17 protein-coding genes and 1 CRISPR repeat array are annotated in these 24,971 nt (G+C 59.3%); of the genes, 12 read left to right on the top strand and 5 right to left on the bottom strand.

Going from position 1 to position 24,971, the window contains the following annotated elements; genetic code table 11:
• The first annotated feature begins 131 nt into the window (after positions 1-131).
• The 3 genes from FTE24_RS13060 (at position 132) to FTE24_RS13050 (ending at position 3,942) form a co-directional block, all read left to right on the top strand.
• The gene (locus FTE24_RS13060; protein ID WP_150229974.1) at positions 132-1,256 is read left to right on the top strand and encodes a glycosyltransferase; all 1,125 of its coding nucleotides are present in this window, start codon (positions 132-134) and stop codon (positions 1,254-1,256) included.
• A 74-nt stretch (positions 1,257-1,330) separates the two neighbouring features.
• Positions 1,331-2,422 (top strand): glycosyltransferase family 2 protein, encoded by a 1,092-nt coding sequence (locus FTE24_RS13055; RefSeq protein WP_150229971.1) that lies wholly within the window; start codon positions 1,331-1,333, stop codon positions 2,420-2,422.
• Positions 2,419-3,942, top strand: a complete 1,524-nt coding sequence (locus FTE24_RS13050) for a lipopolysaccharide biosynthesis protein (protein WP_150229969.1) — start codon at positions 2,419-2,421, stop codon at positions 3,940-3,942. Before FTE24_RS13055 ends, FTE24_RS13050 begins: the two co-directional genes overlap by 4 nt.
• An 81-nt stretch (positions 3,943-4,023) precedes the next feature.
• Here FTE24_RS13050 and FTE24_RS13045 read toward each other — a convergent pair whose 3' ends face one another.
• The 5 genes from FTE24_RS13045 to FTE24_RS13025 form a co-directional block, all read right to left on the bottom strand.
• Positions 4,024-4,638, bottom strand: a complete 615-nt coding sequence (locus FTE24_RS13045) for a YtxH domain-containing protein (protein WP_150229966.1) — start codon at positions 4,636-4,638, stop codon at positions 4,024-4,026.
• Positions 4,639-4,793: 155 nt separating this feature from the next.
• The gene (locus tag FTE24_RS13040; protein ID WP_150229963.1) at positions 4,794-5,177 is read right to left on the bottom strand and encodes a YtxH domain-containing protein; all 384 of its coding nucleotides are present in this window, start codon (positions 5,175-5,177) and stop codon (positions 4,794-4,796) included.
• A gap of 64 nt (positions 5,178-5,241) precedes the next feature.
• Positions 5,242-6,957 carry an ABC transporter transmembrane domain-containing protein gene (locus FTE24_RS13035; RefSeq protein ID WP_150230723.1) on the bottom strand — a complete coding sequence of 572 codons (1,716 nt, stop codon included), beginning with the start codon at positions 6,955-6,957 and terminating at the stop codon, positions 5,242-5,244.
• Between the two features lie 273 nt (positions 6,958-7,230).
• Positions 7,231-8,427: an alanyl-tRNA editing protein gene (locus FTE24_RS13030; protein ID WP_150229960.1), complete on the bottom strand. Its 1,197-nt coding sequence runs from the start codon at positions 8,425-8,427 to the stop codon at positions 7,231-7,233.
• Positions 8,428-8,595: 168 nt separating this feature from the next.
• The gene (locus FTE24_RS13025; RefSeq protein WP_150229958.1) at positions 8,596-9,720 is read right to left on the bottom strand and encodes a glycosyltransferase family 2 protein; all 1,125 of its coding nucleotides are present in this window, start codon (positions 9,718-9,720) and stop codon (positions 8,596-8,598) included.
• 152 nt (positions 9,721-9,872) lie between these two features.
• On the opposite strand from FTE24_RS13025, the gene FTE24_RS13020 reads away from it, so the two are divergent.
• The 9 genes from FTE24_RS13020 (at position 9,873) to cas3 (ending at position 24,969) form a co-directional block, all read left to right on the top strand.
• A complete protein-coding gene (locus tag FTE24_RS13020) occupies positions 9,873-10,559 on the top strand; it encodes a response regulator transcription factor (protein ID WP_150229955.1) in 687 nt (228 codons plus the stop codon).
• A 59-nt stretch (positions 10,560-10,618) separates the two neighbouring features.
• The gene (locus tag FTE24_RS13015; protein ID WP_150230721.1) at positions 10,619-12,061 is read left to right on the top strand and encodes a sensor histidine kinase; all 1,443 of its coding nucleotides are present in this window, start codon (positions 10,619-10,621) and stop codon (positions 12,059-12,061) included.
• A gap of 301 nt (positions 12,062-12,362) precedes the next feature.
• Positions 12,363-14,849, top strand: coding sequence for an S-layer homology domain-containing protein (locus FTE24_RS13010; RefSeq protein WP_150229953.1), 2,487 nt, complete (start codon positions 12,363-12,365; stop codon positions 14,847-14,849).
• An 88-nt stretch (positions 14,850-14,937) separates the two neighbouring features.
• Complete coding sequence (locus FTE24_RS13005) at positions 14,938-15,789, top strand: GNAT family N-acetyltransferase (RefSeq protein ID WP_150229951.1); 852 nt, start codon at positions 14,938-14,940, stop codon at positions 15,787-15,789.
• A gap of 200 nt (positions 15,790-15,989) precedes the next feature.
• Positions 15,990-17,159: an ATP-grasp domain-containing protein gene (locus FTE24_RS13000; protein ID WP_150229946.1), complete on the top strand. Its 1,170-nt coding sequence runs from the start codon at positions 15,990-15,992 to the stop codon at positions 17,157-17,159.
• A 75-nt stretch (positions 17,160-17,234) separates the two neighbouring features.
• The gene (locus FTE24_RS12995; protein WP_150229944.1) at positions 17,235-17,987 is read left to right on the top strand and encodes an esterase family protein; all 753 of its coding nucleotides are present in this window, start codon (positions 17,235-17,237) and stop codon (positions 17,985-17,987) included.
• Positions 17,988-18,048: 61 nt separating this feature from the next.
• Complete coding sequence (locus tag FTE24_RS12990) at positions 18,049-18,918, top strand: DUF4261 domain-containing protein (protein WP_160441755.1); 870 nt, start codon at positions 18,049-18,051, stop codon at positions 18,916-18,918.
• A gap of 104 nt (positions 18,919-19,022) precedes the next feature.
• Complete coding sequence (locus tag FTE24_RS12985; RefSeq protein ID WP_150229940.1) at positions 19,023-19,892, top strand: DUF4261 domain-containing protein; 870 nt, start codon at positions 19,023-19,025, stop codon at positions 19,890-19,892.
• Positions 19,893-20,558: 666 nt separating this feature from the next.
• Positions 20,559-22,314: direct repeats of the CRISPR family, unit length 32 nt; unit sequence GTTTCAATCCACGCTCCCGCACGGGGAGCGAC.
• Between the two features lie 234 nt (positions 22,315-22,548).
• Positions 22,549-24,969, top strand: a complete 2,421-nt coding sequence (cas3, locus tag FTE24_RS12980; RefSeq protein WP_150229937.1) for a CRISPR-associated helicase Cas3' — start codon at positions 22,549-22,551, stop codon at positions 24,967-24,969.
• The last annotated feature ends 2 nt before the right edge of the window (positions 24,970-24,971 follow it).

Here is a 24,971-nt window from a genome sequence, read left to right as displayed (position 1 = left end):
AGCACTTTCAATAACGAGTTTGTCCAGCCCGTCTCCGATTCGGAGGCGGGCTTTTTTATATTTTTGTGAAAAGAAAGAAAAGAAAGACGTTTAATGATTCATTTTCAAAAAGAGAGGGTTATATAAGCTTCATGCAGGAAAGGCAACTTTTACATAATATTACTGAAAATAATTGGAGTCAGGGAGGCTGCAAGCAGGTGAAACCGTTTCTAAGCATTATCGTTCCCGTGTATAACGTGGAACATTTTTTGGGAAGATGCTTGGACAGCTTGAGTAAGCAAACACTGCAAGAGATCGAAGTCCTTATGGTGAACGACGGATCGACCGACGGATCAAGGGAGATTGCGGCAGCCTACGCGCTGCGCGATAATAGATTCCGGCTGATCGATCAGGACAACCAGGGCTTGAGCGGAGCGAGAAACAAAGGGCTCGGCGCGGCATCCGGGGAATACGTCGCTTTCGTCGATTCCGACGATTGGGTAGCGCCCGACATGTTTGCCGTCATGTACGCCGAAGCGGAGCGCAGCCAAGCGGATATTTGCGCCTGCGATTACGCGCTTGCTTACGAAGATCGCAGCGAACCGGATATGCTGAAGTTGGATCGCACGCGGATCGAGATCGAGGAATACGGACTGGATCGGCTGTGGAACAGCAAAAAGTACGCCGTCGTCGTATGGAACAAAATTTACCGGCGCAGCATCATCGCGGCGCACCGGCTGAATTTCGAGTCGAACCGTAACGTATTCAGCGAAGACGTTCTGTTCAACCTGTTTTTCCTGCGGCACGCGAAAGTGTTCGCTTCCGTGCCGGATACGTTCTATTATTATTTTCAGCGCCCGAACTCGCTCACCAGTACCCGCAAGCCGAATTACATGAGACGCGAGCTGTATCTGGTAGACCGTTTCGTGGAATTCTACGCCGATTATCGCGACCGCGACGTCTACAATCGCATCCTCAATCGGCTTTTTTTCGAGCGCGTGCAGAACAGCTGCGTCCATGACGTCGAATACAAAGTGGCGGTGTCCGAGACGAAGCGGGAACTGCTGCAGGCCAGCACGTATCCGGGCTTCGAGGCGAACATGAAAGCCGTCTCCGAAGACCGCGAAGTATGGAAGCCGATGCGGATGTTTGCGTTTCTTTGCCTGCAAAAAAAGTATACGGCTGCCGTGCTGCTGCTGCGCGCTCTTGCGGTGCGTTCGCGCGTCGCTTCTTTTGTCAAAAGCAGGAGTCGAAACCGGCAGTATTCGTCGGCTTGACCTCTTGAACCGATCCGGTTCAAACTAGACGGTTCGGGGCAGGCGACGGCAGAAAAAGAAAAGGATGAGAACCCATGAATCTGAGCATTATTATTCCCGCCTATAACGTGGAACGTTATATCGGCAGCACGCTGGGCAGCCTGCGCCGCCAATCGGCGCAGGACTTCGAAGTCGTGGTTGTCGACGACGGATCGACCGACGGCACGGCGGAAGCGGCCGAGCGGCATTTTGACGGACTGCCGGAAGTCCGGTTGATCCGGACAGCCAACGGAGGCGTCAGCCAGGCCCGTAACGTCGGCTTGGCCGCGGCCAAAGGCGACTACGTCCTGTTTCTCGACGGCGACGACTACGTCGGCGAAACGTTGGTCGCCCGGGTCGCGGAGGCGACGGCGACGAACGCGATGTCGCCGGAGCAGACCGCTCCGGACGCGGTCGTGTGGCGCTTCGTCGAAGTCGACGAAGCCGGCAAAGTGCTGTCCGATTTTTTCCAAGGCAAGCCTGCACTGCCGAAGCGGCTGGAAGGCGCAGAAGTGCTGAACCGCATTTTCTTCGACCGGAATTTACGCGTACATACGGCCGGGATCGCGTACCGGCGCGAACGGCTGCTTGAAGCGAATCTGTCCTATACGCCCGGCTGCGTCAACGGGGAAGACCAGGAGTTTATTTACAAAGCGCTTTGCCGGGCGCGCGAAGTCCGGTTTATCGACGAATCGCTGCTGTTCTACGTGCAGCGGGGTTCGTCGGTCACCTATACGTACAACGTCAGAAAATTCGATTTCGTCGGCGCGTTCGAGCGGACCGCCCGCGATTTGCGCGAGCAGGGCGGTTCCGAACTGCATCGGATCGCCGATCGGCTGGACGGACCTTACCTGCTCGAAGATTATTTGTATACGATCCGCACCTGCCTGAGCGGAGGAGGGGTGCCGATGTATCGTCTGCTCGCCGATGTCGAGCGGCAGTATCCGGGCTTGAATGTGCGTATACGCGAGCGGATTCGCGGCCTGCAGGTCGAAGGAGGGACGCTGCCGCGCGCGCTGCGTTTGTTCGCCGCGTCGCCTTCGGCTTACGGCCTGCTTCTGCAAGCGAAGCGTTCCGCCCGCAAGATTCGGGGCGGCCGCAGCACCGGCTCTGCGGCTGCCGCGGTCGGGGAGAATGAACGCACATGAGACTCAGACGAACGCTGCTTAACGCCTTCACGGGCCTGTTCAGCCAGATCATTACGATCGGGCTGGCCTTTTTTATCCCGCGGCTGATCATGGTCGGCTACGGCTCCGAGACCAACGGTCTCGTCAACTCCATTTCGCAAATTATCGGCTATCTCGCCCTGCTCGAAGCGGGGGTAGGCGCCGCTTCCCTTCAGGCGCTGTACAAGCCGGTGGCGGAAGGGGACCGCGGACGGATCAATTCGATTCTGGCGGCGACCTCGGCGTATTACAAAAAAACGGGCGTCTATTACTTTTTCGCCGTCATCCTGCTCGCCATTGTCTATCCGCTGATTGTCGAGAGCGGCTATTCGATGCTGACCGTGTTTGCGATCGTGTTGTTCACGGGACTCGGCGGAGCAGTCAATTATTATTTCCAGGGCAAGTTCAAGGTACTGCTGCTGGCGGAAGGCAAAAGTTATATCGAATCTTCGGTCGTGACCGTCGGCAATATCGTCAACAATCTGGTGCGAATTGCCCTGCTGCTGCAGGGAGTCAATATCGTCACGGTGCAGCTGGCGTATTTCGTTATCGTCCTGCTCCAGATTCTCGCCTACCAGATCTATATCCGGCGGCATTACCATTGGCTGGAACTGACGGTCAAGCCGGATTATCCCGCGATCAGCCAAAAAAATTCGGTCATGATCCACGAGCTGTCGTATTTGATCTTCCGCAATACGGACGTGCTCGTGCTAACGCTGTTCACGAATCTGAAAGTCGTCAGCGTCTACGTGCTGTACAACATGATCTTCAACGTGGTGGACAGTTTCGTGCAGACGTTCGGCGGCAGCATCAAATTCGCGCTGGGACAGAGCTTTTTCGAGCAGAGGCAAAAGTTCGACCGGCTCTACAACGCGTACGAGACGTATTTTATCGGACTCGTATTCGCGGTCGTCACGCTCGCTTATCTGCTCGTCCTGCCGTTTATGCGGCTGTATACGGCAGGGATTACGGACGCGAATTATATCGATATCTGGCTGCCGCTGCTGTTCGCCGTGTCGAAGCTGCTGATGAACGCGCGGGCGCCGGCGGACAACGTGATCGATATCGCCGGCCATTTCCGCGGCACGCAGGGACGTTCGATCGCGGAGTCGGCCATCAATCTCGTGTTCTCGTTCGGACTCGTGCATTGGCTCGGCTTGTACGGCGTGCTGCTCGGCACGATCGTGGCGCTGCTGTACCGTTCGGTCGACATGATCTTCTATGCGAACGTCCGTCTGCTGCAGCGCAATCCGTGGCTGACGCTGCGAAAATGGCTGCTCTGCGCCTTGCTGTTTGTTTTGGCCGTGCTGCTCGATCAGCGGATGGAACTGCCGATCCATTCTTACGCCGGTTTCTTCTTGTGGGCGGCGATTCTGGGACTGATCGTACTGCCTGCGTATATGGCCGTGCTGTCGATTTTCGAGCGCGAATCGTTCCGGTACGTCTTTTCTTTTGTCAAAAGAATAGGCGGGCGCTCCGGGAAAAATCCTGCCGCGCGATAAACCGCAACCAAGTAAACCGCAATCAAAAAAGCCGGGCCCCGAAAAATTCGGGGTCCGGCTTTTTGCGGCGGAACAGGGCGGTTAGCTGCCTGCGTTGGCGATGCGCTGCTGCGCATTTTTGACGACGGCTGCCGTTTCCTGCGTTTGCTTCTTGAGCTTGTTGATATCGTCCTGCAGCTTCGTATCGTTCTCTTGTTCGCGCTGGAAGCGTTCCAGTTCGACTTTGAGATCCTGAACGGCCGCTTCGATCTCGACTTTCCATTCCATGGCGACTTCGCCGACTTCTTTGCCGAATTCGATCAGTTCGCGGCCTTTCTCGGCTGCGATCTGGCCTTTGACGCGCAGCGAAGCGATCGTCTCCTGGCTTTTGTCGCGGGCGGCATAGAACGTAGCCTGGCTTTTGTCGCGAATGGAGGAAGCGGTCGTCACGCCGATCTCCTTGATGTCGTTGGCGACGGACACGCCTTTGTCCTTGATGTCGAGCGCGGTCATGACGCTTTTGTCTTTGAGGTCGACAGCCGCGACGACTGTTTTGTCCTTGAGCACGACCGTTCTGTCTTTCAGGTCCACCGCCGTATCGGCGAGCAGCATGCGGGTCTCCGTGCCTCGCTGCGGCGCGAACAGCAGGGCGGCGGCACCGCCTACGGCGGCGCCGGCCGCGAGTCCGGCAATAAATTTCAATGTTTGATTCGGCATATGTAGGCCTCCTGTCTATAAAGGTTCTCCTTTAGTATTACCCAGACGCGCGCTTCTGAACAGAGTCAGCCGGCAATCCGTCAAAAAAGACGCGCCCGCAGGGGGCGCATCCGGGAGAAAAGGGCGGAACGATCGGCGGGGAAGAGGCGGATTTCCTAACGAAGATCCGGCAGCTTCTGCGGAAACGGAACGATATCGGCCGCCGCGGCTTCCTTGTCGGACAAAATGTGGTCGTCCTGCGCGGGTTCCTGCGGCGATTCGATATTCGCTTCCGGCTCCGGCTCGATTTCGAGCGTCTCCAGCGCGTCTTTCCAATCTTCGTCGCTGGACACTTCGCGGCCGAGCGCGATCAGGTCGCGCGTCTTCTCGGCCGTGCCGTGTCCGAGTTCCACGCCGAGATCTTTCGTTTGCACAGCGAGGTCATGCAGCTTCTGCCGGGCATCGGCGCCTTTGCGGGAAGTCAGCAACCAGGCGACTCCGGCGCCGGTCAGCGTGCCCGCCACGATCCGGGCCGCACGCTTTTTCGTCGTTTCATCCATCGATCATCACGTCTCCTCGTTGGCTTGAGCGATTGACTTTCTTCCCTACATTAACCCTTTTCGGTTAGCTGCCAAACTGTGCTTCGTGCAGACGGCTGTAAATTCCACCCGCCGCGACCAGATCCTGGTGCTTGCCTTCTTCGGCGATGCCGTCTTTGCTGACGACGATGATGCGATCCGCGTTTTTGATCGTCGCCAGGCGGTGGGCGATGACGAGCGTCGTCCGTCCGACCGCAAGTTCGGAGAGCGATTTCTGGATCGCAAGTTCCGTCTCGGTATCGAGCGCGGAAGTCGCTTCATCCAGAATCAGGATCGGCGGGTTCTTGAGGAACATGCGCGCGATCGCCATCCGCTGCTTCTGGCCGCCGGACAGCTTCACGCCGCGTTCGCCGATCACGGTCTCCATGCCTTCCGGCATAGCCTGAATGACGTCGGACAGATGCGCGCGCTGCGCCGCTTCCCAGATCTCTTCGTCGGTGGCGTCGAGCTTGCCGTAAGCGATATTTTCCCGGATCGTGCCCGAGAACAGGAACACGTCCTGCTGTACGATGCCGATCTGCTTGCGCAGCGATTCGAGCGTCAGGTCGCGAATATCCATGCCGTCCACCGTAATGCTTCCGGCATCCACTTCGTAGAAGCGCGGCAGCAGGCTGCAGATGGTCGTCTTGCCGGCGCCGGACGGTCCGACGAACGCCACCGTCTCGCCCGGGCGGACGGAGAGGCTGATGCCGTCCAGAATCGGACGTTCTTTTTCATAGCCGAAGGTCACGTTGTCAAACCGGATCTCCCCGCTGAGCGAGTCGACCGTTCGGGCATTCGGGGCGTCCTGGATATCGGGATCGGTGTCCATGATTTCCAGATAGCGGCGGAAGCCGGCGATGCCTTTCGGGTAGCTCTCGATAACCGCGTTGATCTTCTCGATCGGGCGGAAGAACACGTTCGCGAGCAGCTGGAAAGCGACGAATTCGCCGATCTGGATCTCGCCGCGGATAAAGTACAGCGCGCCGAAGATAAGGACGAGCACGCTGATCAGGCGCATCATCATGTAGTTGACCGACATGCTGCCGGCCATCGTTTTGTAGGCGAGCAGCTTCGTTTTGCGGAATGCCTGGTTCTCGACGTCGAACAGATCGCGTTCATGACTTTCGTTGGCGAACGATTGCACGACGCGGATACCGCCGATGTTGTCTTCGATCCGGGCGTTGAAATTGCCCACGTTGCCGAACAATCGGCTGTACGTGCGCGTCATGCGGCGGCCGAAGAAAATAATCATCCACGCCATGACCGGAATGACGATGAACGTGATGATCGCAAGTTCCGGGCTGATGTTGTACATCAGGATGAACGAACCGATCAGCGTCATGATCGCGATAAAGACGTCTTCCGGGCCGTGGTGGGCCAGTTCGCCGATATCGTTGAGATCGTTCGTCACGCGTCCGATCAGGTGGCCGGTCTTGTGGTTGTCATAGAAGCGGAACGACAGCTTTTGCAGCTTGGCGAACAGGTTCTTGCGCATATCGGTCTCGATATTGATGCCGAGCATATGGCCCCAATACGTGACGATATATTGCATGCCCGTATTCAGCGCGTAGATGCCGAGCAGCGCGAAGGAGGCGATCAGGATCAGGCTCCAGTTCTGGCCCGGCAGCAGGTCGTCGATGAAGACGTTGACCGCGAGCGGAAAAGCCAACTCCAGCAGGCCCGCGAACACGGCACAGCAGAAGTCGATCAGAAACAGCCCTTTGTAAGGACCGTAAAAAGCGAAAAAGCGTTTCAAAATAGTGATGCCAATCCCTCTTTTCTCTATAGGTTGTACTCCGGGCCCCGAAGCGGACGATTCGCGGCATTCGCCGATCCGGGGTTTATTGAGAATCATTCTCTATGATAGCTTGTCAAGCCGCCGGACGGCAAGAAAAAATTGCAAAAAAAGGACGGTCGGCCGCGGAAAAGCCGATCGTCCCGTGTTTTTGCCTGTGTGCGTTCGAAACGATTCGAGATCATTCAAGACGATTCGAGACCATTCAAGTCCGAACCGGTGATCGGGAATCACCGGTCAGGCTCGTTCGCCGCCGGACAAACGCGACTTGAGCGCTTCGTAGAACGCGACCAGTTCCGCTTCCGAGCCGAACGCCGCCTGCGCGGACGTCTCGCTTCCGCCGCCGCGGCCGCCGAACGCCGGCAGCATCTCCTTGAACAGCGCGCCGCAGGAGAAGCCCGCTGCGCCGCCGTGCGACAGCACAAGCTTGAACTCGTCCGTCGAACCGAGCAGCACCGGCTTCGGCGTCCGCGGGGTCAGGACTTGCGCCAGGCTGATCAGATCTTTGATCGTCCGGCCGTCGAACAGCCGCGCGGCCGCTCCGCCGGTACGCTCCGCTTCTTCGAGCAGCTCGTCCGCCGCGTACGCGTCGAGCTTCACGCGCAGCGCGTTCCATTCGGCCTGCCTGCGCCGGTCGTCTTCGGCCATCCGGTCCAGCCGCGCGGGCAGCTCTTCCTTCGGCGTGCTCAGCTTGGCGGACAGCGAGCCCAGCACCCGCGTCTGGAGCGCGAATTCGGCCAAAGCCCGGAAGCCGGCTTTGAACACGAGCCGCAGACGGCCTTTTTGCTTCTCGGCCCGCAGCAGCTTGAGCAGGCCCAGCTCGCCGGTACGGGCGACGTGCGTGCCGCCGCAGGCGTTGTATTCGACGTCTTCGATCTCGACGATGCGCACGTCGCCTTCGACGGAAGGCGCTTTGACCAGCGGCAGCTTCGCGGCTTCGCCGGCGCTGACTTCGTAGCTGCTGATCTTCAGGTTGCGCATGATGCGCGCGTTGACTTCAAGTTCCAGCGCTTCGAGTTCGGACTCGGTCCATTCGGCGCGGTCCACGTCGATCGTGGCGTAGTCTTCGCCGAGGTGGAAGCTGAGCGTGGGGGCGCCCAGCACGTCCAGGGCGGTCGCCGACAGCAGATGCTGGCCGCTGTGCTGCTGCATATGGTCGAAGCGGCGGTCCCAGTCCAGCCGGCACGTCAACGCCTCGCCTTCTTCGCCCGGGAAGGCGTCGACGAGATGCAGCACTTCGCCGTGCTCGGCGATCGTATCCAGTACGCGCGCCGCGCCGATCGATCCGGTATCGCCCGGCTGTCCGCCGCCTTCCGGATAGAAGGCCGTCTTCTCCAGACGGACATACAGACCGTGCTCGCGTTCGAGGCGTCCAACGATTCGGGACGTCCACTCCCGGGTGTAAGCGGACTCTTCGTACAGTTTGTGCGTCATGGGGTTCTCCTTTTCGTGTCCGGCAAGCAGGGCGGCAGGTGCGTCCGCGCACCGCCGGTGATCCTATGCCGGAGGGATCTGTCTGCATCGTATCCCATATCGGAGCCGCGGGCAACGGAAGACGGGAGAGACGGCCACGATTTTGCCCGGCGCAAGCCGCCGGGGCCGTTATTTGCCGGGCGGGCGCAGCGGCCTGCCGCCGGTCCGCAGCAGGCGCGCGGCCGGCTTCCGCGCGGGAACGCCCGGCCGTTCGCCCGCGGCACTCGCGGCGCCTGCGGCATACGAAGCGTAGGAAGCGGCCGGTTCGGCGTCGGCCGCCAGGCGCCCGCGCAGATCGGCGGGCGGATACGGCGTTCGCCGCAGGTTGAACGTATCGCGCACGATATAGAGCGGCCGCCCTTTGACTTCGTCGTAGATGCGGCCGATATATTCGCCGATCACCCCGAGCATGATCAGGGTGAATCCGTCGAAGATCAGCATGAGGCAGATCGTCGACGCCCAGCCGCGCATCGTGCTGTCGGTGAACAGCGCCATGCCGATCACGTACAGCATGTACAGAAACCCGACCGCCGACATGAGCGTGCCCGCGTATCCGGCCAGCTTGAGCGGCTTGTGCGAGAACGACGTAAGGCCGTCGAGGCACAGCTTGATCATTTTGCCGAGCGGGTATTTCGTTTCCCCGGCGAGACGTTCGTCGCGTTCGTATTCGATCGACGTCTGCCGGAAGCCGGTCCAGCTGACCAGTCCGCGCACGAACGGGTTGCGTTCGCCGAGCCGGTTCATCTCGTCGCACACTTTGCGGTCGATCAGGCGAAAATCGCCGGTGTCGACCGGAATCGAAATATCGGACGAAGCGCGCAAAATCCGGTAAAACAGGGCGGCCGACGCTTTTTTGAACAGGCTCTCGCCGCTGCGCTTCACGCGCCGGGCGTAGACGACTTCGTAGCCTTCGCGCCATTTGCCCAGCATGTCGGGGATCAGCTCCGGCGGGTCCTGCAGATCGGCGTCGATAATCACGATCGCGTCGCCGGCCGCGTAATCCATACCGGCGGTCACGGCGACCTGATGCCCGAAATTGCGGGAGAAATCGATCAGTTTGACCGATTCGTCCTGCCGGGCCAGTTCGCGCACAACGTCCGGCGAACGGTCGGCGCTTCCGTCGTTGACGAACAGCAGCTCGTGGCGATACCCGGTCCGGCGCAGCACGTCTGTCAGGCGTCGGTACGTCTCGGCAATGACCGGTTCTTCGTTATACATGGGAATAATGACGGAAATGAGCGGGGATGGATTCATGGCACACGCCTCCTTGTTGAGTTTCATTGTGGGCCGTCGACCTGAAACTCACCTGAGGACCCCCTGAATGTTTGCTGAATGCTCGCTCGATCAGGCATAATGAGCGATAGCAAACATCCGGCGGCAGGCCGGCAAGAACGGAGGAGGTCCTATTGGCGGGCGAAAAAAAAGTCAAAATCCTGTTGGCGGACGACGAGCCGACCATTTTGCAGTTTCTCGATCTGGGGCTGACGGGCGAAGGGTACGAAGTGCGCCTGGCGGCAAACGGAACGGAAGCGCTGCGCGAAGCGGAGCAATTCCGGCCGCATATCGTCATCTTGGATATCATGATGCCGGAGATGAACGGGTTTGACGTGTGCCGCAGGCTCAAGGAACACGGAGACAACGTCGCGATCATTATGCTCAGCGCCAAAGACGCGGTGGAAGACCGGGTGACCGGGCTTACGCTCGGCGCGGACGATTACCTGGTCAAGCCGTTCAGCTTCGAGGAACTGCTGGCGCGTATCCAGGCGAGGCTGCGCAACCAGTTTCCGAACCTGCTCGGCGGGGTGGAAGTCGGGCCGTTCCGGATCGACGAGCGCCGCGGGGAGATGCTGTACCGGTCCGAAGCGCTGTCGCTGTCGCCGACGGAATACGGGCTGCTCAAATTTCTCGTGCTCAACCACGGCATCGTGCTCAGCAAAACGAAAATTCTCGACAGCGTATGGGGCTACCAGTTCGGCGGCGAGGAAAATATCGTCGAAGTGTATATCCGCTCCCTGCGCGAAAAGCTCGGCGACAAGGAACACCGGCTGATCCGGACGCTGCGCGGCGCGGGTTACCGGATGGATCTGCCGTGAAGCGGGCGGGAGGCCGGGGCGGCAGGCCGTTTCGCAGCACGCTCTACCGGGAGCTGCTTATGCGCTCGCTGTTCGTGCTGGCGGCGCTGCTGCTGCTGATCGGAGCGTTCCAGTATTTCCTTATGCGGGGATTTCTGTATCAAAATCAGGCGGAGACGCTCGAAGCGCAGTTTCGGTCTATCCCGCCGTTCCTGATCGAGGAATGGCGGGGCGGGCAGGCAGCCGGCCCCGGTCCGGGTCCCGGCCCTGCGGCTCCCAAAGGCAACGAAGCGGAGCGCCGGGCGCTGCTGTTCAACGGCTTGTCGCTGGCCGCGATCGATGACAGGGGGAAGGCGACCGATCTCAATGCGCAGTACGGCACGTCCGCGCCGATCTTGACGCCGGGCCGCTACGAAGCGCTGCGCCGCGAAGCGGCCAAGCCGGGCAAGGTCGACTACGTGCTGGCCGGTGACGCTTCCGGCACGGAGCAGCTGCTCGTGCTGCGCCCGGCCGGCGGATTCGGCGCCGGCGGCACGCCGATGCTTCAGATCGGCATGCCTACCGGGCCGCTGACCGCCATCTTGTGGCGGCAGCTGGCGATCTTCGCCGGCTTGTCGATCGTGGCGCTGGCCGGCGGCTTCGCTCTGTACCGGCCCGTGCTGCGCCGGTCGCTTGCGCCGCTGTCGCGGATGGTCGGGACGGTCAAGCGTATCGACGCGGGCCGTCTGGACGAGCGCTTTCCGGCGCAGCCGGGGCAGGCGGAGATCGACCGGCTGGCCTCGTCGTTCAACGGGATGCTGGAGCGGCTGGAAGACGCTTTTGCCGCCGAGCGGGAATCGCAGGAGCGGATGCGGCGGTTTATCGCGGACGCTTCGCACGAGCTGCGGACGCCGCTGACGTCTATTCGCGGATTTCTGGAAGTGCTGCTGCGCGGCAGCCGGATCAGCGAGGAGCAGCTGCATGCCGCGCTGCGCAGCATGAGCGGCGAATCGGCGCGCATGAACAAGCTGGTCGAAGACCTGCTGCTGCTCGTCAAGCTGGACCGGGGGCCGGAGCTGACGCTTGCGCCGCTGCGCCCGGCAGAGCTGCTGCGCGAGCTGGAGTATCATCTGCGGATGCTGGCCGGGGAGCGGCACGTCACGCTGGACACGAACGGCGCGGAAGCGGCGACCGTGCCGGGCGACCCGGACAAATTGAAGCAGGTCGTGCTCAATTTGTTCGGCAACGCGGTCCAGCATACCGACCCGCGCGAGGGCGCGATCACCCTCGCGCTGTCCGTTGCCGGCGATCGCGCGCGGATCGAGATCGCCGACAACGGCCCGGGCATTGCGCCGGAGCTGCGGGGCAAAGTGTTCGAGCGCTTCTACCGCGGAGACGAATCGCGGTCGCGCCGCAGCGGGGGAGCCGGGCTCGGCCTGGCGATCTCGCTGTCGATCGCCGAGGCGCACGGAGGGACGATACAGCTTGCCGGGGGGCCGGGCGGCAGCGGCAGCTCGTTTTGCATGCTGCTGCCGCTTGAGTGAAGATTTTCCGGCGCCGGATCGGCGTGCCGTCAAGGATTCAGACCGGTATTCCGACCAGCGTTACGACAAAGAATGTTCGGCCGCGCGCGCTTTCTTGCGGGAAAGTGCGTGCGGCCTTTTTGCTGTGCAAAAAGGAGAAAAAACGAACAAAAAAGAGCAAAGAGCATACTGAAGCCGTTTATGCCACGAAATTTGTCGAATATGTCGAATTTATATTGCTTTTGCCCAAATCTGAACTATTATTAAGTTATTCATATTACCAGCTGCGACCTATCCGCAGGCGCAATCTAAGGAGCCCTCCATGACAACCGTATCCACGAAATTTTTCTCCGCAAAAGGCGCCACCGTTTCGGCTTTGGCCGCTGCCGTGCTGGCGTTCCCTTTCTCCGCGCAAGCTTCCGCCCCTTCGGACTCTTCCGCTCAAGCTCCTGCCGTGCAAGCTCCCAACGCTCAAGTTCCTACTACTAAATCCGCTGCCGCTCCCGAAGCTTTGACGGTGCCCGGCACCGATGTGCAGCGTGCCCAAGCAAGAGGCATCCTTACAGGCGACGCGCAGGGCAGCCTGGCCGTGAACCGCGGCTTGACCCGCGCCGAATTCGCCGTGCTGGTCGCGCGTTCGTTCGGACTCGACACGACGTCCAAGCCGTCCGCTTCGTCCTTCAAAGACCTCAAGACTTCTTCGTGGGCTTCTTCGGCAGCCGAAGCGCTGCTGGCCAAAGGCTGGATGACAGGCAGCGGTAGCGCTTTCCTGCCGGACGCTCCGGTCACGCAGGAACAGATGGCCGTCGTGCTCGCCAAAGCGCTGGACCTGTCCGCGACGCCGGTACGCATTCCGGGACTCGGCCTTGCCGAAAGCGACCTGGCCGCGGCAAGTTCGTGGGCCGCTCCGGCGCTGCGCCAATCCGCGGCGGCCGGCCTGCTCGGCGTCTACGCGCAGGGCGTGAAGCCGGGCCGGCAGGTGCTGCGCGGCGAAGCCGCATCGGCCGTGCTCGCCGCTTCGAACCTGCAGCCGCAGACGATCGAAGCCGTGCAGAACGGCATCGTCAAGCTCGGCGGCGTAGCCTACGCCGCCGCGCCGGAACTGTCCGGCCTGTTCTCGGCGGCCAACGCCCCGGCTCTCGCCGGAGCAAGCGCGAAGCTCACGATCGCGAACGGTATCGTGACGCAGGTACGCGGCCTTGAACTGAACGCGGCCGGCCGGGCGGCCGACGCGGGCAAGCCGGAATTCAGCGGCAATCTGACGCTGGACGGCGCCGGCGTCAAAGTTCACGGCGCGGTTACGGTGAACGGCGACTACTTCACGCTGAACAAGCTGGAGATCGGCGGCGATTTCACGATCGGCACCCAAGTGAAGCACGACTTTTCCAGTACGGGACTGATCGTCACGGGCGTCACGAATATCCGCGGCGGCGACGATAATACGGTCGTTTTCCAATCGGCGCGGTTGGGGCAGGTCGTACTGGACAAGACGAACGTTCGGATGGCCGCGCTCGAAGGAACGAAAATGGCGGAGATCAACGTCCGGCAGAACGCTTCGATCGACGGCGATGAGAGTGTCACGATTCCTTCGATCAAGATCGAAAAAACGGCGTCGGCCGTCAACCTGAACGCGACCGTCGATATTTTCGCCGTTCACGAAAACGCGATGCTGTCGATGGGACCGAGAGCCAGTATCCGGGACATCCTGATCCCGCAGCTGGCCAAGCTCTCGGATTTCGTCAAAGACTGGAACCGGGTCTCCGACAAGTTCCGGCTGATCAACGGATTCGAGGCGTTCGTCCCGGCTGCCCTGCCTTCGGCTCCGCAGCCTTCCACGGGTACGACGACGCCTGCGGTAACGCCGCCTGTCGTGACACCTCCTGTCGTCACGCCTCCGGTGGTCACACCGCCTGTAGTGACGCCTGTCGATCCCAAGGCGTCTTTGAAAGCGGCGGCCGCGGATGCCGGGCTTGCGCTCAAGGAAGCGTCCGTCGGCGAACAGGTCGGCGCGGATTACCCGCAGCTGAACCACGATGCGCTGTCGCTCTTGTTGGCGCAGGCACAAACGGCGCTGGAGAGCGATACGTTCACGCAGACGCAGCTGAATGAGGCTGCCGACAAGCTGGCGAACGAGACCAAAACGCTGCGCGCTTCCAAAAATTACACCGGCCTTACGAGAAAATTGGCGGTTGCCCGTGCGGCCTCTTCGACTCTTGAGATCGGCACGCAGCCGCGTCAGGTCAGCCAAGCCGTATACACGTCGTTCTACGAAGATCTGTCCGGGCTGGAAAGCCAAAACCCCGATCCGTTCGTGATCGAGGGGGACAAGGAACAGCAGCTTACGCAAAGCTTGGTCAAGCTGCAGCAGGAGCTCGAAGGAAATCGCTTCGCATGGCGTTTCGAAGAGCTGTCCGCCGCGATTCAGGCAGCCGAAAAAGCGTTGAAAGACCATAGCGACGGCACCGGCGTAATCGGTTTGATCATGGCGATTGAAGAAGCCAAGAAATATGCCGCTGTCCAACTTCCGGCTTCCCAACAAAAAGTGGACGAATTGAGCGGGAATTTGGTTACCCTCACCGAAACTTATCTCAAGAGCAGCCCGCCGCCAACGCTTCCGCCCGTGATCCTGCCGCCTATGCTGCCGAATATCCCGGGCTTCCCGTTCTCGGGAACGATTCCGGGTACGTTCCCGCTGCCGGGCACACTCCCGCAGTCGGTCGCGCAGTCGGCTCTGCCTTCCGCGAACCCGGAGCAGCTGACGTACAATCCGGAGACGGATACGCTCGAATCGGCCAAGTCCGCCGAATAAACGCTTCAAGCGGCTTCTTCGACCGTCTGTCTTGACGCGATCGATACGGATCATCCAGCCGCAGCCCAACCGGAAGGAGCCCAACCCCATGATCGTCATCAAAAAGCTTCCGGCGGAAGCCGGGCAGTTCCGGGATCACCTGCCGGGCCTCAGCGATCCGCTGCCGCCCGGAGCGATCGCCCTGACAGCCGAACTGGACGGCTTATCCGTAGGCACGGCGCTCGTCATCGCGCATCCAAGATCCGGCACGGGCAGTATCAGCGTGCTGCATACGCCCGAGCTGTTTCGCCATTTGGGCATCGGCAGCCGGCTGCTGCTGGAAGCCGAGCGCCAGCTGCTCGATGCCGGCTGCCGCATCTGCCGGGTCACGCTGACGCTGCGCAAAGACAAAGCGGCGCCGGAACTGGACTTTCTGCGCAGCCGGGGCTACGCCAACGAGCAGCTCTTGATTCGCACGTATACGCTTCGCGCGGCGGATCTGCTCGGCTCGGGGCGCCTGGATCGGCTCGTTCTGCCGTCCGGCACCGAACTTGCGCCGCTGCTGTCGGCTTCGCCCGAAGACCGGGCGGAATTGGACCCTCTTGCGGCGCAGCTTCCGCCGGAACTGCATCCGCTGCTCGAAGAGCGGCTGCTGCATCCCGAATTCAGCACGCTGATGAAGATCGGCGGACGGATCGCCGGCTGGATCGGCATCCAGCAGCTCGCTTCCAATCTGCTGCTGTTTCGCTCGATGTACGTGCGGCCGGAACATCGCCTGCATGCCAGCGGCATGGCGCTGTTCGCGGAAGTGAACCGCCGGCATCGCCTGCCGGAACGCTTCGCGCACCAGCTGCTCGGCGTTCCGGGCGATAACTTGGCCATGCTTCGCCTGGCCGAGCGCACACTCTCGCCGCACGCGTCGAGCATCAAATCGACCGTGCGGCTGGAGAAAAGGTTGTAGGGCGGGCTTGATCGGACACGGAGGCGAATGCCCGCCGAGGGGTTCGTGCATCCCCATGCAAGGTCGGCTCTCGGGCCGACGAATTCGCCGCCGGGCTTCTGCCGGCGGCGTTTTACATAGCAGATCAGAGATCGGTAAATTGACGAAACACCCTCAGACTGATAAATTAGGTACAATCTTGCGATGGAGGCGGTCCGGCTATGAATTTTGTGTTTTTCTCTCCTCATTTCCCTGCCAGCAGCGGCGAGTTCGCGATTCGGCTGCATGAGGAAGGTGCGACGGTGCTCGGCATCGGCGACGCGCCGTACGACAGTCTGTCTCCGCGGCTTCAGGCGGCGCTTACGGAATATTACCGCGTCGAACAGATGGAGAACGAAGACGAGACGCTGCGCGCGACGGGGTATTTTACCCATAAATACGGCAGAATCGATCGCTTCGAATCGTTGAACGAATACTGGTTGGAGAGCGACGCGCGCATGCGCACCGACTTTAATATCGATGGCACCAAAGCCGATTTTATCGACAACCTCAAGCACAAATCGAAAATGAAAGACTTTTTCCGCCAAAGCGGCGTCGACACGGTGCGGTTTCTCAAAAATCCGAACCGGGACAGCGCAGCGGCGTTTATCGCGGAGAACGGCTTCCCGGTCGTCGTCAAGCCGGATCTGGGATCGGGCGCCAGCCATACGTACAAGCTGAGCGATCAGGAAGAGCTGGATTATTTCTTCCATACGTCGCCGGCGGATACCGAATTTATTATGGAAGAGTTTATCGACGGCATCATTCTTACGTATGACGGCCTGATCGACCATGACGGCATCGTGCGGTTTCACGCCAGCCACCGCTTCGAGCAGAGCATCATGAAAGTGGTGAGCGACGACGACCATCTGCGCTATTTCTGCCTCAAGGACGTCGATGCGGAAGTGGAGCGGGCGGGACGCAGCATTCTGGACGCTTTCGGGATCCGGGAACGCTTTTTCCATATTGAACTCTTCAAATCGCACAAAGACGGCCGTCTGATCGCGCTCGAAGTGAATATGCGTCCTCCGGGCGCCTGGATGACGGATTCGATCAATTATGCGTACGAGGTCGACGTGTATACGAAGTGGGCGAATATGGTCGTACACGGCGGCAGCGGCGAGCCTCCGGCCGGGCATTACTATACGGGCTACGCCAGCCGCAAAGACCGCAAGCATTACGTGCGCAGCCATGAAGATCTTCAGCGCGAACTGGGCGACGCTTTGGTGCGCTACGACGAGATCGACGAAATCTTCAGCCGTGCGAGCGGCAACCGGGCTTACCAGTTCCGGGCGGATTCGCTGGACGGCGTGCGGCGGATCGCGGATCTCATTCAGGAAGAGTGGACGTAACAGCAGGGCAAGCTTGGCAGGCAGCAAAGAGCCGGGCAGTTGGACCAAACAGGACAAGAGGCGGAGGGCAAGGCGATGGTCACTGTGCAGTATCGGAAACAATACAGTCCGGCGCTCGGCCGAGATATGGAATACAAAGTGTACGGCGACCGGGGAAAACCGATGCTGGTGTTCCCGACGTCGCTCGGACGCTTTTATCAATATGAAGATTCCGGCATGATCGAAGAGCTGGCTCCGTGGATCGACGCGGGCAAGCTTCAGGTCTGGGCCTGCGACACGCTGGACGAAGAGACGTTTTTCTCGGCGCATTGGGATATTCAGGCCCGAATCGGCCGGCACGAACAGTACAACGGCTATATTATGCACGAACTCGTTCCGGGCATTTTGCATGAAAGTGCGCACAACAACGGCGGCGACGCGCAGAAAATACTGATCAGCGGCTGTTCGATGGGCGCTTATTACAGCGGGAATTTCTTTTTCCGGTATCCGGAGTCTTTCGATACGCTGCTTGCGCTCAGCGGGGTGTATTCGGTTAACCATTTCTTCGGCGATTACCGCGACGGAGCCGTCTATTTCAACTCGCCGCTCGACTATCTGCCGGGCCTCGTCGACGAGAGTCTGCTGGGCCAATACCGCGCCAGAACCATTCTGATCTGCTGCGGGCAGGGCGCGTGGGAAGACGAAATGCGGGAAGAAACAGCGCGGCTCGGCGAAGTGCTGTACAATAAAGGGATTCCCGCGCGCGTGGACTTCTGGGGATACGATTCGGAGCACGACTGGCTGTGGTGGCGCCGGCAGATCCGGTATTATATGAGCGAATTGATGTGAACGGATGTGCACGGATGCAGCCGACCAAATAAGCAGTACGGCATCGAGAGGGGCTGGCATCATGAATGAATTTGTTAAAAAAGACAAGGAACAAGCTTGGCAAAGCGGACATTCCAACGTCCCCGGATTTTTGCCCGACGGCACCCTGCGCACGTTGACGAGTCGTCTGCTGCTGCGAAAAGCGGACGACAGTCTGGGCGCTTTTTCCGGTTTCGCCGAAGCGATGCTCGCCGAATGGCAGATCGAAACGCATACGGCGGTGGCAGGCGGAGAACTGGTCTTCGAACATGAAGGCATGACCGTGCGCTGCCGCTACGTGCCGGATGTGGTGCCGGATCGGCGGATCGAACACGATTTTGCGGAAAATCCGTATCTGGGGCAAGCCCAGAAAGATATCGAACGTTACGCGGCGTATATCGAAGTGTCCGTGAGCGGCGCTGCCGACGGGATCCGCGGGCATATGCTGCTGACGCAAACGGTCGCGGCGCTGCTCGATACGCCCGGCGCGCTGGCGATTCACAACGATCCGAAGCTGTTTACCGTAAAAAGCTACCGGATTACGGTGAAGCAGCTCAAAAAAGGCCGGCTTCCGGCTACGCTGTGGGGCTTTATTCGCGTGCAGCGCGACGAGAACGGCGTCGTCGGCGGCCACACGTTCGGACTGCCGGACTTCGGCATGCCCGAACTGGAAGTGACGCATACGCTCGTGCCGGTCGGCGAAACGTACGAGATGATGATGGCCGCGCTGTTCCATATTTTCGAGCACGACGTCCGGTTCTCGGGCGGCGAAAAGATCAGTTTCCGGCGCAACCCGTCTTCCATGTCGGCGTATTCCCCGGAAGCGGAAGCTGCCGGCATGAGTACGCTGCGGCTCGTGCGTTCGCCCGGCGTGCAGGTGGCCGGCGAATCGCTGAAGATCGAAGGCTTTTGACACACCATACATCATGGACGGCTTGTGGACGACAGCATGAAGTTCGGCGGACATTTGGATAAGGCGTGCATCCGCAGCCGGAACACAGAGAGGAGCCGACAACGATGAGTTTTTTCACCAAGTGGTTTAAAAAAGAAAAAAGCGGCGAAGAAGAAACGGAGCGCGGCGTTCGCGACCCTTCGGGCGGATACCGCGAAGTGTACGCAGGCGAGCGCAGCTGGACCGCCGTGCCGGAACACCGGCCGGATACCCGGGCGCTGAGCCGCCACGTGCTGCTGCGTGCGGCCCAGCCGCCCGCTTTCGGCGGCGTGCTGCAAATGCTGCGCGTGCAGGGCATCGAAGCGGAAGGCGGCCTGCACGAAGGGCGATTCATCGCGCACTACCGCGGCATGACGGTGACGGCGGAATATCTCCCCGCTCCGCTGCCGGATGGCGAGGTCGAGGAGAACGGCAAGTACAACCGGCTGTGGCCGGAAGCGGAGCAGGAAGTGTCCGGCTACGCCGCGCAGCTGCTCGTGGAGCTGCGCAACGCGGGCAACGGGCTGAGCGGCCACCGCTTCCTGACGCAGGCCGTCGCGGCGCTGCTGGCGAGCGAACCGAACGCGATTGCCGTCTATTCCGCGCCGCTGCTCGTCAGCCGGGCGGATTACCTGGCGAGCACCGAGCTGCTCAAGGAAAACGAGCTGCCGGTGAATCTGTGGGTGTTCGTCGGCCTGTACGGCAGCGAGGGCGGCGGAGCGGCGTATACGCACGGCATGGCAGACTTCGGCTCGGAAGAGTTCGAGATGCTCGACTCGCGCCGCTCCGGCAACGAGATCTTCGAGCTGACGTTCTCGGTCGTGCATTACGCCGTCGCGCGCAACATCCGCTTCCAGGGCGGCGAAGAAGTGTCCTTCGGCGAACAGTCTTTCCGCCTGAACCGCTCCGTCGGAGCGGCCCTACAGGGGATGACGGTGAAGATTGAGGAAGCTTGAGGATTTAGGCGCAGCGTTTTGCTGCTGCGGGAAGGTATAAAAAAGGCGCAAACGGAGGAATGGCCGTTTGCGTCTTTTTTTGTTTTTTTGTTGGGGAGGGTTGGTGGGATTCGTTGGAACGATAGGTCCAGTTTAGGCTTCCTTCGGAAGAACGACCCGGGAGTATATGTTTTAGTCGGTTGGGCTTAGAATTTTGAACCGAGTTTTATAAGAGCTTTAGAATAGCATTTTTAAAATTGTGAAGTCTAAAAAAAACAAGTCAAACTACGTAAAAGAAATGATTGAATGTAACAGATAGATGTGAAACAGGTTTAAAAACAAAAACAACCCAGCTCAGCAATTTGGTAGCCGAGAAAGGTTGCGTTACAGATGCCTATCAGCCCATCAAAAGGGTAGATAAGAAAATACACATCGGATGCATGCATTTTATTTTGATTTTAATCGCTCTATATAAAGCTGTCAACTACGCGCTTACTCTAGGAAAAGAGCAGCGCAATATCAGTTTAGGAGGCCTTAGGAGCAAATGGGCTCTGCATCATGCAGGCTTATAGTTTGTTCGTTTTAATTTACACTTCCAACTGGATGTAGCGAGGGTCGCTTTGCTTCAATCGAGGCTCCCGCACGGGGGCGGCGGATAACGATAAAGGCCGTTGCGAAAAAGATGAGGTTTCAATCCACGCTCCCGCGTGGGGAGCGACGAACCTGCCCGGTCGGTATTCGGATGCTGCTGAACGTTTCAATCCACGCTCCCGCACGGGGAGCGACATCGGTATGGCCTACATCGCAGGGTCATATGACACGGTTTCAATCCACGCTCCCGCACGGGGAGCGACCCGCCCAGAGCGATTTCAGGAGCAGCCAAGATAGGTTTCAATCCACGCTCCCGCACGGGGAGCGACGATGTCGCTGGAGAGATATACAGCCAGTTAAGGCCGTTTCAATCCACGCTCCCGCACGGGGAGCGACAACCTGATAAACACCAAGATCCCGCAGCTGGATGTTTCAATCCACGCTCCCGCACGGGGAGCGACCCCCAAGCCCCCTGACGAAAACCTAAAGGGCTTGTTTCAATCCACGCTCCCGCACGGGGAGCGACCGACGAGAAATGGACGAGCAATGCGGATTCCTGTAGTTTCAATCCACGCTCCCGCACGGGGAGCGACCATGAGCCGGCGTGGGTTGAGCAGATCGAACGGATTGTTTCAATCCACGCTCCCGCACGGGGAGCGACCACGAGAACGGACGATTTGACGCAACGGCTGCCGTTTCAATCCACGCTCCCGCACGGGGAGCGACAGTTCCGGCTGCAAAACGCCTTTCCATCGTGCTTGTTTCAATCCACGCTCCCGCACGGGGAGCGACGGAAGCGAACACATCGACGCCGGATAACTGGAATGTTTCAATCCACGCTCCCGCACGGGGAGCGACAGGGACTTGGGTTCTTCGACTTCTTCTTCGAAAAGTTTCAATCCACGCTCCCGCACGGGGAGCGACTCCTTAGTCGATTAAGTCTCGAAAGTGTACGGGTTGTTTCAATCCACGCTCCCGCACGGGGAGCGACACGGGGAAATTTATGTCATAGAAAACACAGGTATGTTTCAATCCACGCTCCCGCACGGGGAGCGACATTCTGAAACCTCTTTTACAAACAAAGGCTTAAAAGTTTCAATCCACGCTCCCGCACGGGGAGCGACACGGGGAAATTTATGTCATAGAAAACACAGGTATGTTTCAATCCACGCTCCCGCACGGGGAGCGACACTCCACGAGTTCTTCGAGCATAAGCCGGGCCCGGTTTCAATCCACGCTCCCGCACGGGGAGCGACGTCCGGTCTGTCGTTTTAGTCGTGCCCGGGTTGTTGTTTCAATCCACGCTCCCGCACGGGGAGCGACTGGAAAGGCAAGACACAACTACTTCCGACGAAAGTTTCAATCCACGCTCCCGCACGGGGAGCGACCGAAGCTTGGAGGGGTAAATAATGGCGAGTCGAGCTGTTTCAATCCACGCTCCCGCACGGGGAGCGACCTTGGAGAAGGTGCCGTACAAGCCTGGACAGCAGTTTCAATCCACGCTCCCGCACGGGGAGCGACGCAGGCGCAGCAGAATGCAGAGAATCAGCAGTTCACGTTTCAATCCACGCTCCCGCACGGGGAGCGACCATCGAGGTCAGCTACAACGAAGGTTTCGCCGAGTTTCAATCCACGCTCCCGCACGGGGAGCGACCGTTCCAACAATGGCAGGCGCAGCAGAATGCAGAGTTTCAATCCACGCTCCCGCACGGGGAGCGACGAGACCAAGACATCAAAACATATGGGCCTTTAAGTTTCAATCCACGCTCCCGCACGGGGAGCGACAAGTTGATCAGCGTGGACGCCGCATTCAAAGATGGGTTTCAATCCACGCTCCCGCACGGGGAGCGACTGCACCCACTCCGAGACCTTACCCCGCAATGGGTTTCGGCCTCAAAAGTGCGAACCTCAAAATCAGCCTAACGAAAAGCGGACAAAAACACAAGCGAAAAGGCTGCAGCCCTTATCACGTAAGGGGTGCGAACCTCCTGGGAATAGCATGGGAGCTTCAGGTTCGCATGTTTGAGATAAAAACAAGCAGACGTACATAAAATAAATTAATCTCTTTGAAGGATATTTATGGATAATGCCGAATCTAATTAAGCAAGCATCCAGAATAGCCTCGAACTCATTCAAAGGAGGACAAGCCTTGCCCTATTACGCGCATACGAAACAGAGGGAAGACAAGTCGATCGGTCCGGAATCAACGTGGCAGCTGCTCCGGACTCACTTAACCGAGGTTGAAATGTTGGCAGGCGACATGGCCAAGCCTTTCGGAGCCGAACAGTGGGCGAAGGCTGCGGGACGTCTGCACGATTTGGGCAAATACTCGGAGGCTTTTCAGCACAGACTCAAAGGTTCGACCCAAAAGGTCGATCATGCGACCGCCGGAGCGCTTGCGCTTGTACAGCACTGGTCAAGCACCGGTGCGGAGCAAGCGGCTGCGCGTTTGCTCGCTTACGTCATTGCCGGACATCATTCGGGTCTGCCGGACTACGGAACGTCGGAAGCGGACCACAACGCCTGTTTGCGTAAAAGACTTTCCCAAAATCAGCAGTTGGAAGATTACAGCGCTTTTCGTGCAGAGATCGTTGTTCCGCAGGCGCCGCAAACCTTTCCGATCAAGCCCGGATCCGCGCCCGGGTTCCAGCTTTCTTTTTTTACCCGAATGTTGTTCTCGTGTCTGGTCGACGCCGACTCGCTCAATACCGAAGCTTTCTCCGATCCGTCGCGCCATGGTTTGCGCAAGCGCGAAGAAGAGGCGGAGGAGAGAATGGCCCGGTTGTGGAAGCGGCTAAGGCAGCGTTTTTACGATTACCGCACCGCCAAATTCCATGCCCCGCGTGGGAATATCGACCGCTGGAGAACCGAGATTTTCGAAGAAACGATGCATCGCGCGGCCGATCCTCTTGGATTATTCAGCCTTACCCTGCCTACGGGCAGCGGCAAAACGCAGGTCTCGCTCGGCTTCGCGCTGGAACATGCGGTCAGGCACGGGCTTCGCCGGATTATCTACGTGATCCCTTATACCTCGATCATCGAACAAAATGCCCAAGAGTTTCGGGATATTCTCGGCGACGAGCACGTATTGGAACATCACTCCAATTTTCAGCATAGCCTGCACGATCACGGAACGGAAGCTTTCGAGACGACGGAACGGCAGAAGCTGGCTGAAGAAAATTGGGAACTGCCGCTGGTCGTGACGACGAACGTGCAATTTTTCGAATCGCTGTTTGCGTCGCGGCGTTCTCCTTCGCGCAAGCTGCATAATATCGCCGGAAGTATCATTGTGCTCGATGAAGCCCAGATGATGAACGGCGGATTTTTCCGACCGTGCCTGTATGCGCTGGATGAACTCGTCCGTAATTACGGCTGCTCGGTGCTTTTTTGTACAGCGACCCAGCCGCCGGCGGCCAAGCTGATCCCTCATGCCGTCATTCGGGAAACGGTAGCGGATCCGCAGCGCCGGTATGAACAGTTCGAGCGTGTGGAAGTTCGGTTTGAAGGGCGGATGAACTGGGCAGACTTGGCGGAACAGGTCGGGGCAGCCGGAGGGCAAGCGCTTTGTATCGTCAATACGCGGGGCAATGCCAGGGAATTGCACGCCACGCTGGCAACCCTGTATGAAGAAGACGAGTTATATCATCTGAGCGCGCGCATGTGTCCCAAGCATCGACGCGACATTCTGGGCATGGTCAAGCAGCGGCTTCGGGACGGACTTACTTGCGTGCTGGTCAGTACGCAGTTGATCGAGGCCGGCGTCGATATCGACTTTCCGGTCGTGTATCGGGAGTTGGCCGGTCTCGATTCGATTGCGCAGGCAGCGGGACGCTGCAACCGCAACGGACGTCTGGAACGGGACGGACAGCGCTGTCTGGGGCAGGTGCATGTATTCGAGACGGAAAAAGGACTGCCGGAAGGCTGGATGAGCCGTACCGGCGAGGTTGCACGCGATCTGCTCGTCAAGTTCGGGGGAAGCGGCCAAAGTCCATTATCGATTGAAGCAGTGCGGGCCTACTTCTCGCAGCTCTTTTTTTACGGACATAACGAAACGATCGACCAGAACGATACGGAAGGCATTTTGCCGATGCTGGAAGAAGGCGCCAGAAAGATGTCTTTTCCTTTTAAGGAGGCCGACCATAAATTCCGCTTGATCGACTCGTCGATGAAGACGCTGCTGATCCCGTATGTGGATGACCAAGAACGGGCGGCTGCGTTGGAACGTGGAGAAGACCCCGACAATCTTTCCTATTCAGGCACAGCCAGAAGATGGCTCGATCAGTTGAGAAATGAGCCTTACTCGATCCGTCCGATCATGCGTGCGCTGCAGCCTTATACCGTTCAACTGTATCCGTACGAATTTGAAGAATATTGTCGGGCCGGCGAATTGGACGAAGTAAGGGAAGGCATCTTCGCGCTTGCCAGACCTAATGCCTGGTACGAAGCGAAAACGGGAATTAAGCCTTATTCGCAGGAAAGCGCGGCCAAGGAATTATGGATTGTGTAAGC

The sequence above is a fragment of the Saccharibacillus sp. WB 17 genome, from assembly GCF_008634075.2.
GTDB classification, from domain to species: domain Bacteria; phylum Bacillota; class Bacilli; order Paenibacillales; family Paenibacillaceae; genus Saccharibacillus; species Saccharibacillus brassicae.
The sequence above is the reverse complement of the archived record's forward strand: the minus strand, read 5'-3'. Positions and strand labels throughout refer to the sequence as shown.